This window comes from Micromonospora sp. NPDC006766 (assembly GCF_040636055.1).
Lineage (GTDB): Bacteria > Actinomycetota > Actinomycetes > Mycobacteriales > Micromonosporaceae > Micromonospora.
This window is the reverse complement of record NZ_JBEYIX010000005.1, coordinates 148,296-164,533: the sequence shown is the minus strand read 5'-3', so window position 1 is coordinate 164,533 and position 16,238 is coordinate 148,296. Positions and strand designations below refer to the sequence as shown.

Here is a 16,238-nt window from a genome sequence, read left to right as displayed (position 1 = left end):
CTCCGGTGTCTGGACCAGACGGGCCCGTTCATCTACACCGCGACCCGCTCCACGTTCGAGCGCATTCCAATCTGAGGCCGAGACAGCAGGGTTGTAATGTATGCGGCCCGGAAGAGGCCGCGCTCCTCGCACCACTCCTGGACTGCCTCGATGAACTCGAACATGAAGAAGTTGGGTCATGAACGAAATCCGGCGGTGGCGAAAGTCCGGCCATCTGGAGCGGGCGGTGGAGACGGCTGGCGGCCAGGAGGCCTTCGACGCCGCCGTGGGGAAGATGCTCGACGAGGCGCGGGCCTGGCTCATCCCGCTCGGCGGTCTGCGGATGATCAGGCGGTGGGGGCGGCGGCCTCGGTGGTAGCCGTCCGGATCCCGAGAGCGGCGAGTCGGTCCCGGGCGGCCGGCATGGTCGCGGGATCGGCAGCCAGGTCCACGAGGTCTCCCAGCGGCAGCGGTTCGCCCGCAGTGGTGAGCAGCTCCGGCGATTCGGACCAGGAGTGTCGCCATGCGGCGGCACCCGAGTCGACCGCCGCCACCTCCACCGCGCCCTCGAAAGCTGCCGTCAACACCTGGAGGGCATTCTCGCCGTCGGCGTCGGACGCCAGCGCGTGGGCGAGGTCGGCGTACCGATCGGCGGCGAAGAGGTCCAGCAGCAGGTCGAGATCGGCATCGGATCGTCCGGCTAGCCGCGCCGCCGCCTGGTACAGCGAACAGGCCAACTCCCGGGCGGACTCGTACGCGAGGGCCGGTGTGAGCTGGTCCCAGGGCAACAGCCGGGTGTCGGGCCGCTCGAAGAGGCTCGCCTGAAGTTGCCCACTCGTTGCGTCGAGGTCGGGGACCAGCACCCTGGCAGGGCGGCCGTCCAGGGTGACGGGCACGTCCGGCACGAAGCGGAGCATGAAGATCCGCTCTCCGATCGGCGGGTGGGAACTCCACCAGGCCGGCTCGGCCGAGACCACCTCGACGCTGCGCTCCTGGATCTCCTTCCGGCACTCGGCCAGATACGCGTCGAACCCGCCGAACAGGTCCTCCGGCAGGTGCCCGCGCTCGTACGCCGGGTTGACGTGGTGCACCAGGTACTCGTTCCAGCCGGTAGCGACCATCCGCATCTCGTGCAGCCCGCTGACCATCGCGTCGCGGCCGGCAACGGCCACCGCGTAGCGGTCCGCCTGCTGCTCCATCTGCCAGCTCACGGGCTCTTCGACGGCGACATGGAGCCGGGCAAACCCGGTGAGAAGCCCGCGCAGGAGAAAGATGGGGAGATGGCGGGCGATCTCCACCACCATGTTCCGGCCGTTGTGGGCCAGCAGCACGGTGGTGGTGTGCCAGCGGGAGAAGTGCGCGAACTCGTGGGCGAGGACCGCCCGGAGCTGGTCCACGGTGTACGCCCGCAGCAGCGGCAGCCCGAGGACCACCCGACGCCGGCCGGGGATCAGCCCGAGGAGTCGGCTGCTGTCGGTCACCTCGGCGTGGGCCCCGGCGACCAGCCGGATCTCGTCCGGCTCGTCAGCCGCGGCGCGCCGGGCGAGGTCGCGCACGATTCGCCACAGCTCCGGCGCCTGCTCGGAGGTTAGCCGGATCCCTGCCGGTAGGGGCGGGCGGACCAGGAGCACCCGGCCCGTGATGAAAACGAGCGTGAAGAGCAGGGTGAGGGCAGCACCGGCGATGAACGGCCGGAAGATCGCGGTGCCCGAGCCGTCCCAGTCGGTGCCGTACCCCAACCCGTACGCCCCCAACGCCACGACCAGCCCGAGCGCCAGCACGTAGAACCCGATGAGCATGGCAATGGACAGCACGGCTCGCAGGGACGTCATATTCGATCTTCCTCCCCGTGCATGGCGTGCACGCTATCGACGCTGGAGGGTGCGCGACAAGGCCCGTTCGGGGCGGGTTCAGCCTTGGCGGAGCCAGAGGACGCCGAGTGGGGGCAGCCGCAGCGCGGCTGACGCGGGCATGCCGTGCCAGGGCACGCTCTCGGCGTGCACCTCGCCCAGGTTCCCCACCCCCGACCCGCCGTAGTGGTGGGCGTCGGTGTTGAGGATCTCGGTCCAGGTGCCGCCGGCCGGCAGCCCGATCCGGTAGCCCTCCAGCGGTAGGGCGGAGAAGTTGGCGACGCAGACCAGGGTCTGGCCGTCGGGGGCGATCCGGACGAACGCGACCGTGTTGTGGGCGGCGTCGTCGCCGACGATCCAGCGGAAGCCGGCCGGGTCGGTGTCCTGCGCCCAGAGCGCCGGGGTGGCCCGGTAGATCCGGTTCAGGTCGCCGACGAGGCGTTGCACGCCGGCCCGGGCCGGGTCGTGCAGGAGATACCAGTCGAGGCCGCGTTCCTCGCTCCACTCCCGGTCGTCGGCCAGCTCGCAGCCCATGAACAGCAGCTGCTTGCCGGGGTGCGCCCACATGTACGCCAGCAGCGCCCGCACGTTGGCCAGCCGCTGCCAGGTGTCGCCGGGCATCTTGGCGAGCAGGGAGCCCTTGCCGTGCACCACCTCGTCGTGGCTGATCGGCAGCACGTAGTTCTCGCTCCAGGCGTACGCGAGGGAGAAGGTGAGCTGATGGTGGTGGTGCTGCCGGTAGATCGGGTCCTTCGAGGTGTAGAGCAGGGTGTCGTGCATCCAGCCCATGTTCCACTTGAAGCCGAAGCCGAGCCCGCCCTCGCCGGTGGGGCGGGTGACGCCGGGCCAGGCGGTGGACTCCTCGGCGACCATCACCACCCCCGGGTGGTGCTTGTAGACGGTGGCGTTGACCTCCTGGAGGAACGCGATGGCCTCCAGGTTTTCCCGGCCTCCGTGCACGTTGGGCACCCACTGCCCCTCCGGGCGGGAATAGTCCAGGTAGAGCATCGAAGCGACCGCGTCGACCCGCAGCCCGTCGACGTGGAACTGGTCGCACCAGTAGAGCGCGTTGGCGACCAGGAAGTTGCGTACCTCGGGGCGGCCGAAGTCGAAGACGTACGTGCCCCAGTCGGGGTGCTCGCCCCGGCGTGGGTCGGGGTGCTCGTAGAGCGGGGTGCCGTCGAAGCGGCCGAGCGCCCAGTCGTCCTTGGGGAAGTGCGCGGGCACCCAGTCGAGGATCACCCCGATGCCCGCGGCGTGCAGCCGGTCGACCAGGTGCCGGAACTCGTCCGGGTCGCCGAACCGGGCGGTGGGGGCGTAGTAGCCGGTGACCTGGTAGCCCCAGGAACCGCCGAACGGGTGCTCCATCACCGGCAGGAACTCCACGTGGGTGAAGCCCAGCTCGGTCACGTACGCGGTGAGCTGTTCGGCTAGCTCCCGGTAGCCGAGGCCGGGCCGCCACGAGCCGAGGTGCACCTCGTACACGCTCATCGGGTCCTGGTGGGGCCGGCTGCGCGCCCGCCGCGCCAGCCAGGCCGCGTCGCCCCACTCGTACGTCGAACGGTGCACCACCGAGGCGGTGGCCGGCGGCAGCTCGGTACGGGCGGCGAGCGGGTCGGCCTTGTCCCGCCAGTGCCCGTCGGCGCCGAGGATCCGGTATTTGTAGCGGCTGCCGACCGGCATGCCCGGCACGAACGTCTCCCACACGCCGCTGGCGCCGAGCGAGCGCATCGGCCAGCCGTCGTCCGGCCCCCAGCCGGTGAAGTCGCCGACCACCCGCACCTCGCGGGCGTTGGGCGCCCAGACGGCGAACGCCACCCCGTCGTCGCGCACCCGGGCGCCGAGCGCCTCCCAGAGCCGCTCGTGCCGCCCCTCGCCGATGAGGTGAAGGTCCAACTCGCCGAGGGTGGGCGGCTGGCGGTCCGGGTCGTCGGAGGTCAACTGCTCCACGGTGCCTCCTCCTCCACGGCCGCGAGCGAGGGTACGCCCGGCGGGGTGGGCCGCCGCACGTTGAACACGTGCGCGGGTTGCAGGTACGGGTCGAGCCGGACCGCGCTGCGCTGCCCCCAGTCGTAGCTGACCCCGGTCAGCTCGTCGTGCACGGTGAACCGCTCGTGCCAGTCGAGGCCGAGCGCCGGCATGTCGAGGGTGGTGTTGCCCCACTGCACCGACTGCGAGTCGAACGAGCAGACCACGATCACCGTGTTGCCGGTGTCCGGGTCGTGTTTGGACCAGCAGAGCAGCGCCGGGTTGTCGATGTCGTGGAAGCGCAGGTTGCGCAGTCGGTGCAGGGCGGGGTTGGCGCGGCGTACCCGGTTGAGGGTGGCGATGAACGGGGCGAGCGAGCGGCCCTGCGCCTCGGCCTCGGCCCAGTCCCGGGGGCGCAGCTCGTACTTCTCGCTGTCCAGGTGTTCGTCGACGCCGGGGCGGGCGACGTGCTCGAACAGTTCGTAGCCGGCGTACATGCCCCAGGAGGGGGAGAGCAGCGCGGCCAGCACCGCCCGGATCTTGAACATCGCCGGGCCGCCGTGCTGCAGCGACTCGGGCAGGATGTCGGGGGTGGTGGGCCAGAAGTTGGGCCGCATGTAGTCGGCCGCCGCGAGCAGCTCCTCGCAGTACGCCCGCATCTCGGCCGCCGTCGTGCGCCAGGTGAAATAGGTGTACGACTGGGTGAAGCCGATCTTGCCGAGGCCGTGCATCATCGCCGGGCGGCTGAACGCCTCGGCGAGGAAGAGCACGTCCGGCTCGACCTTCTTGACCTCCCAGATCAACCAGTGCCAGAAGTCGACCGGCTTGGTGTGCGGGTTGTCCACCCGGAAGATCCGGATGCCCTCGCCGACCCAGTGCAGCACCACCCGCAGGATCTCCGCCCGGATGCCGTCCGGGTCGTTGTCGAAGTTGAGCGGGTAGATGTCCTGGTATTTCTTCGGCGGGTTCTCCGCGTACGCGATGCTGCCGTCGGCCCGGGTGGTGAACCATTCCGGGTGCGCGGTCACCCACGGGTGGTCCGGGGCGCACTGCAACGCCAGGTCCATCGCCACCTCGATCCCGGCGTCGGCGGCGGCGGCGAGGAACGCGCGGAAGTCCTCCGGCGTACCCAGGTCGGGGTGGATGGTGTCGTGGCCGCCCTCGGCGGCGCCGATCGCCCACGGCGAGCCCACGTCGTCCGGCCCCGCGATGAGCGAGTTGTTGCGGCCCTTGCGGTTGAGCCGGCCGATCGGGTGGATCGGCGGCAGGTAGAGCACGTCGAAGCCCATCGCCGCCACGTCGGGCAGGCGTTCCCTCGCGGTGACGAAGGTGCCGGAGCGGGCCGGCGCGTCGCCGGTGGCCGGGATCGCGCCCTCCGAGCGGGGGAAGAACTCGTACCAGGCGGAGAAAAGCGCCCGTGGGCGGTCCACCCAGAGCCGATACTCGTCGCCGGTGGTGACCAGCTCCCGGAGCGGGTGGTCCCAGAGCAGGCCGGCCAGATCGAGGGCCGGGGCGACCCGCCGGGGCAGCTCCCGGTTGTCGTCGCGCAGCGCGACCACCGCCGCCCGGACCCGCGCCCGGTCGGCGTCCGGCACCAGCTCCAGGGCCGCCTCCAGGATCCGGGCACCTTCGGCCAGGTCGTTGGTCAGCTCGGCCGGGCCCTGACCGGCGGCGAGCTTCTTGGTGACCGCGTTCTGCCAGGTCAGGTACGGATCCTGGAACGCCTCCACGGTGAACCGCCACTCGCCCACCGCGTCCGGGCGGATGGTGGCGTGCCAGCGGTCCTGGCCGGGCTCGCCGGGGCGCATCCGGGTGAACGGGCGGGCCACGCCGTCCGGGCCCAGCCAGACGACGTTGCAGCCCAGGGCGTCGTGCCCCTCCCGGTACGCGCGGGCCGACACGGGCACCAGCTCGCCCACCACCGCCTTGGCGGGGTAGCGACCGCAGGAGACGACGGGGGAGACGTCTTCGATCGGAAACCGTCCGGTCACCGCTTCAACCTACTGTGCGAGATCGCTTCGCGCTCGGTCTGTGTCAGCTCGCGGGCGCGCTGGACCTCGGCCCGGCGGCGCCGGTGCCACGAACGATCCCTTACCTTGCCGAGTAACGATCCAGCCCCGCTCCTCTAAGATCCGGAGGGCGTAGCGAACTGGCCACGCGCTCGACTGGTACTGCTCACGCATCTCCGCGATAGACGGCAGCTTGTCGCCGGGCTGCAGCGCGCCTGCGCGGATTGAGGCCATGACATCAGCAATGATCTGCTCGTATAGCGGTGCTTGCGGCATGCTGGCCCACCCTCTCGTCAGCGATCCGATCTTCGCACCATCCCCGGCCGAGCTGTGTGCTCGGCACAACCTGCACGAGGGTGACGAGGTCGACGTGATTGAGGAAGGCGACGCACTGCCCATCGCACGCGTCGGTGACGCCGAGGCCCGTGGGGGGGCGGCTGGTCCGGCAGATGCGCGGACGAGGGAGTGCCCGAGAGGTGGAGAACATGTCGACGGACAACCTGATGGAGCTGCTCCGCGGCGAGCAAACGGACGAATGGTTCCTTGAGAGCGATATGCCTCTGAGTCATAAATATGCCTCAGAGGCATATCGCTTACCAGTCTTGTGCCCGCCCATTGGCTGGCCTGCTCGGGATCGGAGCTAGGCGGGCGGTTTCGGTGCCACGAACGAGCCCTTGCCCTGATGCACCTCGATCCAGCCCCGTTCATCGAGAATCCAGAGGGCTCGTTTGATCGGGTTGTCGGATGAGCCGTACTGCTTGGCGAGTTCGGCGATCGTCGGCAGCTTGTCGCCAGGCTTGAGCGTGCCGCTTCGGATCGACGTGGTGACGTCATCGACGACCTGCTCGTACACGGGCTTGCGGGGCATGGTGAACCACCTCTCGTCAGCCTGACCAGAGTCTCACCAAGCGCGACACGGTGTGGACCCTGTGTTGACTCAGGAGCCTGAGGGTTCTAAGTTGCGGTGGTAGGGGTCCTCTCGTCAGCAGCGGAGTTCCCCGATCGCCCCGCCCCACGCCATCAGGCAGAAGGAGGCACATATGCACGAGCGCCCGCATGACGGGCCGCTGCCGGCGGCGTACCCGGTTCCGGGTGCCCGGCCTCTGCACCCCGACGGAGATCGGGTGCCCTGCCCACCTCGCCCGGAGCGCGCGCCGCTCACCCGGCGGCAGTACGTCTACGGACTCGTGGTCGCGCTGCTCGTACTCGTCCTGCTCGTGGTCGGGATCCTCCGGTGAGCGGGACGGGCCGGCGATGAACGAGCTACCGGTGGGCCGCCGGGTCGCCCAGTGGCGGGTGCGGCGGAACATGACGCAGCAGCAGCTTGCCGACCGCCTCGGCAAGTCGAAGAGCTGGGTGGACAAGGTCGAGCGCGGGGTGCGCCGGCTGGAGCGGGTGTCCAGCCTGCGGGAGGTCGCCGACACGCTCCGGATCGATCTGGAGGTTCTGCTGGCGGACCGGTCCGGGCACCCGGACCCCGCCGCCGTAGGCGTGGAGGGGGTCCGGACCGCCCTGGCGCGCTACCACGTCCCGGCCTTGGCCCGGCCGCCCGATGTCGCGGAGTTGCGGGCCCGGCTGGACCACGCGGACCAGACCTATCGGCACGCCCGGTACCCGGCACTGCTCACCCTGCTGCCCGGCCTGCTCGACGCGACCCGCGAGGCGCAGGCCACCCGCCCCGGTCGGGCGACCGACGGTCTGCTGGCATCCGTGTACGGACTCGTGGCCCTGGTGCTGGTGAAGGTCGACCAGGGGGAGCTGGCCTGGCTGGCCGCCGACCGGGGGATGGCCGCAGCCCTGGCCACAAACGACCCGCAGGTGGCCGCCGTCGCCACCGTGCCGCTCAGCCAGGCCCTGCGCTCCAGCGGCCGGCCACGGTCCGCGCTGGAGGCCGCCGTCGCCGCCGCCCGTCGGATCACCCCTGCTCGGCCCGGTCCTCCAGCCGATCCGTCCCTGCTCGGGACGCTGCTGCTCCAGGCCGCCCTAGCCGCCGCCGGCCAGGGTGAAGAAGGTGGCGTCCAGGGGTTACTCGATCGGGCCATGGAGGTCGTCGGGGCCGATGGCAATGGCGTCGGCCGGGCCGCCGTCGAGGCCGCTCGGGTGGTGGCCGAGGTCGCTCTTGGGGAGGTGACGGCGGCGACGGTACGGCACGAGCGGCTGATCGCCGGTGACGAGTGGCGGTGGCTGCCGACCGAGCACCGGGCCGCGTACCTGCTCGACGCGGCCCGTGCGTACGCGCTGGCCGGCGACATGGTTCGGGCGGGCCGGGCGCTGCTGGAGGCGGAGCGTACCGCCCGCAGCGAGGTGCACGACCGGCCGGCGGTACGGGATCTGGTCGCCGCCGTGGCGCGTTCCGCCGCCGCCCCGGCCGGCCTGGCCCGGCTCGCCGCCACCCTCCACGTCACCTGATCATGGGGTGGTGAGAAGGGAACCCTTCTCTACCGGAGGCGTTAATAGGGGGCCCCTCCTTACCGCAGGGAGCGGTAGAGGTCCACGGTGCGCGCCGCGATCGCGTCCCAGGAGAAGTGCGCGACGGCCCGCCGCCGCCCGGCCCGCCCGAACTCGGCCGTCCGCGCCGGGTCGGCCAGCAGCTCGTTGAGGCGCCCCGCCAGGTCGGCCACGAACCGCCCCGGATCCAGCGGGGTGCCGGAGCCGTCGCCGGCCTGCTCGATCGGCACCAGCAGCCCGGTCTCGCCGTCGGCGACCACCTCGGGGATGCCGCCGGTGGCGGTCGCCACCACGGCCGTCTCGCAGGCCATCGCCTCCAGGTTGACGATGCCCATCGGCTCGTACACCGACGGGCAGACGAAGATCGTGGCGTGGGTGAGCACCTGGATCACCTCGTGCTTGGGCAGCATCTCGGCCACCCAGACCACGCCGGAGCGGTTGGCCCGCAGCTCGACCACCAGCCGCTCCACCTCGGTCGCGATCTCCAGCGTGTCCGGCGCGCCGGCGAGCAGCACCAGTTGCGTGTCCGCGGGCAGCTCCCGCGCCGCCCGCAGCAGGTACGGCAGCCCCTTCTGCCGGGTGATCCGCCCGACGTACACCACGCTGGGGCGGGACGGGTCGATGCCGAGCCGGTCCAGCACATCGGTGCCGTGGTCCGGGGCGTACTGGGTGGTGTCGATGCCGTTGTGGAGCACCCGCACCCGGTCCGGGTTCACCGCCGGGTAGGCCGTCAGCACGTCCCGCCGCATTCCTTCGCTGACCGCGATCACCGCGTCGGCGGCCTCCACGGCGGTGCGCTCGCACCACGAGGAGAGCGCGTAGCCGCCGCCGAGCTGCTCGGCCTTCCACGGCCGCAGCGGCTCCAGGCTGTGCGCGGTGATCACGTGCGGCACCCCGTGCAGCAGCTTCGCGGTGTGCCCGGCCAGGTTGGCGTACCAGGTGTGGCTGTGCACCACGTCGGCGCCGGCGCAGCCGGCGGCCATCGCCAGGTCGACACCCATGGTCCGCAGCGCCGGGTTCGCGTCGGCCAGCTCGGCCGGCTCGGCGTACGCGGTCACCCCCGGCTCGTCGCGCGGCACGCCGAAGCAGTGCACCCGTACGTCGGCGAGGCGGCGCAGCTCGCGGGCCAGGTACTCGACGTGCACCCCGGCCCCGCCGTACACCTCCGGCGGATACTCCCGGGTGAGCAGGTCGACGCGCAGGCGTGCGGTATCGCTCATGACCGGCACCCTAATGCAGAAGTCCCTCCGTACGAGTGGTGAAGTCGGGGCGGGATCGATAGCGTCTGAGCATGGCTGCCAAGGTGCTCGCGATCGTCCTGGCCGGTGGGGAGGGCAAGCGCCTGATGCCGCTCACCGCCGACCGGGCGAAGCCGGCCGTCCCCTTCGGGGGGATGTACCGCATGGTCGACTTCGTCCTCTCCAACCTGGCGAACGCCGGCTATCTCAAGATGGTCGTGCTGACCCAGTACAAGTCGCACTCGCTGGACCGCCACATCACCACGACGTGGCGGATGTCGACCATGCTCGGCAACTACGTCACTCCGGTGCCGGCGCAGCAGCGCCGTGGCCCGTGGTGGTTCGCCGGCTCGGCCGACGCGATCTACCAGAGCTTCAACCTGATCAATGACGAGCAGCCTGACCACGTGATCGTCTTCGGCGCCGACCACATCTACCGGATGGACCCGCGGCAGATGGTGGAAGAGCACATCGCCTCGGGCGCCGCGGTCACCGTGGCGGGCATCCGCCAGCCGCTGTCGACGGCGGACCAGTTCGGCGTGATCGAGGTCGGCGCGGACGGCCGGCGGATCCGCGCGTTCCGCGAGAAGCCCACCGACGCGGTGGGGCTGCCCGACGCGCCCGACCAGATCTACGCCTCGATGGGCAACTACGTCTTCACCACGAAGGCGCTCTGCGAGGCCGTGGAGCGCGACGCCGACGACAAGAGCAGCAAGCACGACATGGGCGGCAGCATCATCCCGATGCTGGTCGAGCGGGGCGAGGCCAACGTCTACGACTTCAAGGACAACGAGGTCCCGGGCAGCACCGACCGGGATCGCGGCTACTGGCGGGACGTGGGAACGCTCGACTCGTTTTACGACGCGCACATGGATCTGATCAACGTGCACCCGGTGTTCAACCTCTACAACTTCGACTGGCCGATCTACAGCAACCAGCCGTCGTACCCGCCGGCCAAGTTCGTGCACGACTGGGGCGAGCGGGTCGGCCGGGCGGTCGGTTCGATGATCTCGCCCGGGTCGGTGATCTCCGGCTCGCTGGTGGAGAACTCGATCGTCGCGCCGAAGGTGAAGGTCCACTCCTGGGCGCACGTGGACGGCGCGGTGCTCATGGAAGGTGTCGAGATCGGCCGGCACGCGGTGGTCCGGAGGGCCATCCTGGACAAGAACGTCTACGTCCCGGAGGGCGCCGAGATCGGCGTCGATCTGGAGAAGGACCGCCAGCGCTACACCGTTTCCGACAACGGCGTCGTCGTCATCGGCAAGGGTCAGCGCGTCGAACCCTGACCGCCAGCACCTCGAGGAGGAACCGCCCGTGGCCCACCCCCGTGCCGGCCAGCCCGCCGAGCCCGCCGACCTGGTCGACGTGCCCCGGCTGGTCACCGCCTACTACGCCGAGCACCCGGATCCGAGCGACCCGGCGCAGCAGGTCTCCTTCGGCACCTCCGGGCATCGCGGGTCCAGCCTGCGCAACGCCTTCAACTCCGACCATATTCTCGCCGTCACCCAGGCGCTCTGCGACTACCGCCAAGAGCAGGGCCTGGACGGGCCGCTCTTCCTCGCCCGGGACACCCACGCGCTCTCCGCTCCGGCGGCGGTCGACGCGTTGGAGGTGCTCGCCGCCAACGATGTGACCGTGCTGCTGGACAGCCGCGACGGCTACACCCCCACCCCGGCGCTGTCGCACGCGATCCTCACCCACAACCGGGGGCGGGCCGGCGGCCTCGCCGACGGCATCGTGATCACCCCGTCGCACAACCCGCCCGACGACGGCGGCTTCAAGTACAACCCCACCCACGGCGGCCCGGCCGACACCGACGTCACGAAGTGGATCCAGGACCGCGCGAACGCCATCCTCGCCGCCGGGCTCAAGGAGGTGAGACGCGTCCCGTACGCGCGGGCCCGCGCCGCCGACACCACCGGGGTGTACGACTTCCTCGCCCGGTACGTCGACGACCTGCCGACGGTGCTGGACATCGCCGCGATACGAGGCGCCGGGGTACGCGTCGGCGCCGACCCGATGGGCGGGGCGAGCGTGGCGTACTGGGGGGAGATCGCCGAGCGGCACCGGCTCGACCTCACGGTGATCAACCCGACCGTCGACCCGACCTGGCGATTCATGACCCTCGACGGTGACGGCAAGATCCGGATGGACTGCTCCTCGCCGAACGCGATGGCCTCGCTGATCGCCGCCCGCGACAAATATCAGGTCTCCACCGGCAACGACGCCGACGCCGACCGGCACGGCATCGTCACCCCCGACGGCGGCCTGATGAACCCCAACCACTACCTCGCTGTGGCGATCGGCCACCTGTTCCGTACCCGGGAAGGGTGGGGGCCGTTGGCGGCGGTCGGCAAGACCCTCGTCTCCTCGTCCATGATCGACCGGGTCGCCGCCGACCTGGGCCAGCCGCTGCTGGAAGTCCCGGTCGGCTTCAAGTGGTTCGTGCCCGGGCTGCTCGACGGCACGGTCGGCTTCGGCGGTGAGGAAAGCGCCGGCGCCTCCTTCCTGCGCCGGGACGGGGGCACCTGGACCACCGACAAGGACGGCATCCTGCTCTGCCTGCTCGCCGCCGAGATCATCGCGGTGACCGGGCGGACCCCGAGCGAGCACTTCGCCGAGCTGGCCGCACGGTTCGGCGCGCCCGCGTACGCCCGGCTCGACGCCCCGGCCAGCCGGGAGGAGAAGGCCGTCCTCGCGAAGCTGTCACCCGAGCAGGTGACGGCGACCGAGCTGGCCGGCGAGCCGATCACCGCCACGCTCACCACCGCGCCCGGCAACGGCGCGCCGATCGGTGGGCTCAAGGTGGTCACCGAGTCGGGCTGGTTCGCCGCCCGGCCCTCCGGCACCGAGGACGTCTACAAGATCTACGCCGAGTCGTTCCAGGGCCCGGAGCACCTGACCCGGATTCAGGAGGAGGCCAAGGCCCTGGTCGACGCGGTGCTGTCGAAGGCTTGACAGCGGTCAGCGGGGCGGGGACAGCTCGCGCCGGTTGAGCTGTTCGCGTAGCTCATCGGGGAGCAACTCCCGGAGCTGGTCGGGCAGCAGCGGCAGGTCGAGCAGGCTGAGCTTGATCTGGTTGCGCTCCTGGTAGCGGTGGGGATCGAGCCGGACCACCAGGCCCGGACCTTGACCGTGCCCTTTGTGGCGGCGTCGCGGATCACCAGGCCGTCCATCTCGACGGCCACCGGCGCCGAACTGGGCCGGAGGTCGAGCCGGATGGTCTCGTCGGGGGAGAACACCACCGACCGGGAGATGCCCGACATGGGCGCGGAGGGGGTCACCACCACGGCCTGGGTCGCGGGTGACACCAGCGGGCCGCCGGCGGCGTAGCTGTACGCCGTCGAGCCGGTCGGCGTGCTCACCACGAGGGCGTGCCGTCCCCGCCGATGCTGATCAGCGCGTCCACCCGGCTGGTCAGCTCCGCCGCCGGGACCGGCCGCACCGAGGGCGGGACCCGGTGCCGGTCCTCAGCGCGGGCGGCCAGTGTCCTGCCGTGCCGGGCCGCCCACCGGTCGATGATGCTGACCACCTCGGAGACGTCCCGGGTGGGATGCAGCACCGGCCCGAATGCGTACCCCGCCACCGGTACAGCTCACCACACGGCTGGGGTGTCGGGAGCCCCGTACCGGAAGGTGCCGTCGCCGGTGTGATCACCGCCGACGCAATTCGCCGTGACCGACTGAAAAGATGATAGGTCAGGAATATCCGCTTTAGGCTGGTGTCGCGACTCGTCGCCGGTCGCTCGTCCCCCGGGTGGCGACATTCTGCACTCCGAGGCGGACAACCAGCTTCTGCGTCAATTGTTTCCGCAGGTGGCTGCCGTACCGCTCGCCGAAGGGTTGGCCGCTACCGTGGCGTGGCATCAGGCGCACGTCCCGCTGCGGGCCCAGTGGCCACCCGGTCCCAGCGCCGAGTCGCGCCGGTCGTCGCTTGAGACCACCGCTCCGAGCCCCACGGATGGGTGAAAACGGCAGATGTCTCGGCGGTCGGGGCAGAGCCGCGGTAGCTTCGGGCGTGGGATAACGTGAATCCCACGTCGGGCGGTAGCTGTTCGGATACGCTCCGCTGCTATGGCGACAATCCACGCCCCAGCTGCCCCTCGGGCGCGGCATGCCCACTCGCGTGCGGACAGGGCGTCCCGGTTTTTACGCAGCGTGGTCGCCGGCCTCGCATGGCTGGTCGCCGGCGCCGGGTGCTTCACCCTCGATTCGGCCCCGCCAGGCGACTGGAACGACAAGGCCGTCGTCGCCCTGAGCATCCTCGCCATCCTCTTCGGCACGTGGGTGTTCTGGCAGCACGGGGGGAGCCGGATCACCGCGGTCGGTAGCTACAACATCGCCTTCGCGGTCTTCGTCGGCTTCGGTGGCCTGTACCACGGCCTGAACAGCGCGACGACGGACCCCGGCATCCCGCTGCTCACCACCGTCGCCGTCTGTTTCTTTAGTCATGTGCTCACCTGGATGCTGTTCTGGGGATCGGGCGCACCCGCCGCGTTCCGGCCGGACGCGGCCCGGGCGAATGCGAGCACGGCGGGGTGGGCGGTCACCTTCGGTCTGGCCCTGCTCGCCGTCGCCGTCATCGCCTCGCTGGCCGTCCCGCAGAGCGTGTTCATGGTCAGACCGGTGGGTTTCGTTGGCGTCGTGCTGCTGGCGACGGGGCTGCTGCGCGGCCCGCTCGGGCGGTGGACGCTGCTGTGCGGTTCGGTCTGCGCCGTCGCCTTCGCCGTTTATTTCTCTTATCTGTTCGACGGGTTCGGGCGCATCGTCATCGGGACCCTGGCCCTAGCGTTGCTGGTCATCCTCGCCCACGGTGACCGGAGGCGCTACACCAAAGCTCTTGTGATTCTAGGTGCGATGCCGGTCCTGCTGTTTCTCGCCGCGCTCCGCGCCGGAGGGTCGACGGTGGACAGCGACGGGTTCGGGTCGGCGGTCAGCCCGATGTCCTCGTTCGCCGAACTCTGGCAGATGAACGCCGTCGGCGCCCTGCCTCATGGGTCGGGCGAGACGTTCTTCGCTACCCTGGGCGCCCTGGTTCCGCGCGCGCTGTGGCCGGAGAAGCCGCCCGGATTCGGTTACGAACTGGTGCCGTACCTCGCGCCCCAACTGGCCAACACCGGCCACTCGGTGGCGGCGCTCTGGCAGGGTGAGTGGTTGTTCAACTTCGGCGTCGCCGGCATGGCGGCGATGATTCCAGTGACCGGTCTCGCTGTTGCCGGTATCGACCGGATTCTCGCCCGCACCTCGTCGCGGCCGTTGACCACGCCCAGGGCACTCGGCGGCTACGTCGCGGGGATTCTTGCCGCCGTCGGCCTGTTCGACCTTGTCTGGGTCGGCAGCTTCACCTACATGACCCGTACCGGGCCTCGGCTGTTGGTACTGGCTCTGCTGATCGTGACGACGGCGTGGCTCACCCGCCGGCCAACCGCGCTGGAGGCCGGCCCGTGGCCCGCGGCACCCGACCGGGTGATTGAGTAACTGATCGCTCGCTAGATCGTTCTGCTATTGCGGCCTGGCTTCACCATTCGCCTGTTTTCCCGGTGCGCGGTCATTCCGCCGGTCTCGATCCAGGCAGCAGCCGCCATCACCGGGCCGGCCATTCGCCGGTTGAAAATGTATCTGCCACGGGAGTAATCATGCCAGGCCGCCTGTTCACGTCCGAGTCAGTCACCGAGGGGCACCCGGACAAGATCGCTGACCAGGTCAACGATGGAATTCTCGACGCGTTGCTCACCGCCGACCCGCACAGCCGGGTCGCCGTCGAAACCCTCGTCACCACAGGTCAGGTGCACGAGGCCGGCGAGGTGGCGACGGAGGCGCAGGTGGATATTCCGGAGATCGTCCGGCAGCTCATTCTCGACATCGGATACGACTCGTCGGCCAAGGGGTTCGACGGCGCCTCGTGTGGCGTGAGTGTGTCGATCGGTCGGCAGTCACCGGACATCGCCCAGGGCGTGAACCACGCGCTCGAGATGCGGTCCGGCTCGTCCAGCGCGTTGGATATGCAGGGCGCTGGTGACCAGGGCATGATGTTCGGCTTCGCCTGCTCGGAGACGCCGGAGTTGATGCCCCTGCCGATCGCGCTCGCGCACCGGCTGGCACGTCGACTCGCCGCCGTCCGCAGGAACGGCGTCATTCCCTGTCTCCGTCCCGACGGCAAGACGCAGGTCACGATCGAGTACGAGGGACGGCGTCCGGTCCGTCTGCACACGGTGGTCGTCTCCGCCCAGCACGCCCCGAACGTCTCCCTGGAGTCGCTGCTCGCGCCGGAGATCCGGGAGCAGGTCATCGCGTCGGAGCTGGACGGCCTGGACCTGGACACGGAGGGCTACCGGCTGCTGGTCAACCCGACGGGTCGATTCGAGATCGGTGGGCCGATGGGGGATGCGGGCCTGACCGGACGCAAGATCGTCGTGGACACGTACGGCGGTTACGCCCCGCACGGCGGCGGCGCGTTCCCGGGCAAGGATCCATCCAAGGTGGACCGCTCCGCGGCGTACGCCATGCGGTGGGTGGCCAAGAACGTGGTGGCCGCGGGTCTCGCCGAGCGCTGCGAGGTCTTCGACCTGCGCCCGGCCGCCATCGTTCGAGATCTCGACCTGCTCCGCCCGATCTATCGACAGACCGCGGCCTACGGGCACTTCGGTCGGGAGATGACGGATTTCACCTGGGAGAGCACCGGCCGTGCGATCGCCCTCAAGTCCAATGCCGGCTGACCCGGCGGGCCATCCGGCCCGTCCCTACCGG

13 protein-coding genes and 1 pseudogene are annotated in these 16,238 nt (G+C 70.5%); 7 read left to right on the top strand and 7 right to left on the bottom strand.

Annotation, left to right across the window (positions count from 1 at the left end):
• The first annotated feature begins 178 nt into the window (after positions 1-178).
• A complete protein-coding gene (locus tag ABZ671_RS09090) occupies positions 179-358 on the top strand; it encodes a hypothetical protein (protein WP_357853699.1) in 180 nt (59 codons plus the stop codon).
• On the opposite strand, the gene ABZ671_RS09085 is transcribed toward ABZ671_RS09090, so the two are convergent.
• From ABZ671_RS09085 to ABZ671_RS09065, 5 genes are all read right to left on the bottom strand, one after another.
• Positions 327-1,811, bottom strand: coding sequence for a M48 family metallopeptidase (locus ABZ671_RS09085; protein WP_357853696.1), 1,485 nt, complete (start codon positions 1,809-1,811; stop codon positions 327-329). The genes ABZ671_RS09090 and ABZ671_RS09085 overlap by 32 nt on opposite strands.
• A 78-nt stretch (positions 1,812-1,889) precedes the next feature.
• On the bottom strand, positions 1,890-3,779 hold the full coding sequence (gene glgB, locus ABZ671_RS09080) for a 1,4-alpha-glucan branching protein GlgB (protein WP_357853693.1): 1,890 nt from the start codon (positions 3,777-3,779) through the stop codon (positions 1,890-1,892).
• Positions 3,767-5,788, bottom strand: coding sequence for a maltotransferase domain-containing protein (locus tag ABZ671_RS09075; protein WP_357853690.1), 2,022 nt, complete (start codon positions 5,786-5,788; stop codon positions 3,767-3,769). The genes glgB and ABZ671_RS09075 overlap by 13 nt, the downstream gene beginning before the upstream one ends.
• Positions 5,789-5,797: 9 nt before the next feature.
• Entirely contained in the window at positions 5,798-6,082 is a 285-nt protein-coding gene (locus ABZ671_RS09070) for a winged helix-turn-helix domain-containing protein (RefSeq protein WP_357853687.1), read from the bottom strand.
• A gap of 364 nt (positions 6,083-6,446) precedes the next feature.
• Positions 6,447-6,659: a winged helix-turn-helix domain-containing protein gene (locus tag ABZ671_RS09065; protein WP_357853684.1), complete on the bottom strand. Its 213-nt coding sequence runs from the start codon at positions 6,657-6,659 to the stop codon at positions 6,447-6,449.
• 187 nt (positions 6,660-6,846) lie between these two features.
• On the opposite strand from ABZ671_RS09065, the gene ABZ671_RS09060 reads away from it, so the two are divergent.
• Both ABZ671_RS09060 and ABZ671_RS09055 read left to right on the top strand, forming a co-directional pair.
• On the top strand, positions 6,847-7,044 hold the full coding sequence (locus ABZ671_RS09060; RefSeq protein ID WP_357853681.1) for a hypothetical protein: 198 nt from the start codon (positions 6,847-6,849) through the stop codon (positions 7,042-7,044).
• 16 nt (positions 7,045-7,060) lie between these two features.
• A complete protein-coding gene (locus ABZ671_RS09055) occupies positions 7,061-8,215 on the top strand; it encodes a helix-turn-helix domain-containing protein (protein WP_357853678.1) in 1,155 nt (384 codons plus the stop codon).
• Positions 8,216-8,274: 59 nt separating this feature from the next.
• Here ABZ671_RS09055 and glgA read toward each other — a convergent pair whose 3' ends face one another.
• On the bottom strand, positions 8,275-9,474 hold the full coding sequence (gene glgA, locus ABZ671_RS09050) for a glycogen synthase (protein ID WP_357853676.1): 1,200 nt from the start codon (positions 9,472-9,474) through the stop codon (positions 8,275-8,277).
• 71 nt (positions 9,475-9,545) lie between these two features.
• Here glgA and glgC point away from each other — a divergent pair, with 71 nt between their 5' ends.
• Positions 9,546-10,778, top strand: coding sequence for a glucose-1-phosphate adenylyltransferase (gene glgC, locus ABZ671_RS09045; protein WP_357853673.1), 1,233 nt, complete (start codon positions 9,546-9,548; stop codon positions 10,776-10,778).
• A gap of 28 nt (positions 10,779-10,806) precedes the next feature.
• Positions 10,807-12,450, top strand: coding sequence for a phosphoglucomutase (alpha-D-glucose-1,6-bisphosphate-dependent) (gene pgm / locus ABZ671_RS09040; protein ID WP_357853670.1), 1,644 nt, complete (start codon positions 10,807-10,809; stop codon positions 12,448-12,450).
• A 6-nt stretch (positions 12,451-12,456) separates the two neighbouring features.
• Here pgm and ABZ671_RS09035 read toward each other — a convergent pair.
• A pseudogene (locus ABZ671_RS09035) lies at positions 12,457-13,078 on the bottom strand (hypothetical protein).
• A 571-nt stretch (positions 13,079-13,649) separates the two neighbouring features.
• Here ABZ671_RS09035 and ABZ671_RS09030 point away from each other — a divergent pair.
• Both ABZ671_RS09030 and metK read left to right on the top strand, forming a co-directional pair.
• Positions 13,650-14,969, top strand: a complete 1,320-nt coding sequence (locus ABZ671_RS09030; RefSeq protein WP_357853667.1) for a hypothetical protein — start codon at positions 13,650-13,652, stop codon at positions 14,967-14,969.
• A 158-nt stretch (positions 14,970-15,127) separates the two neighbouring features.
• Positions 15,128-16,207: a methionine adenosyltransferase gene (gene metK, locus ABZ671_RS09025; RefSeq protein ID WP_357853664.1), complete on the top strand. Its 1,080-nt coding sequence runs from the start codon at positions 15,128-15,130 to the stop codon at positions 16,205-16,207.
• Positions 16,208-16,238 lie beyond the last annotated feature (31 nt).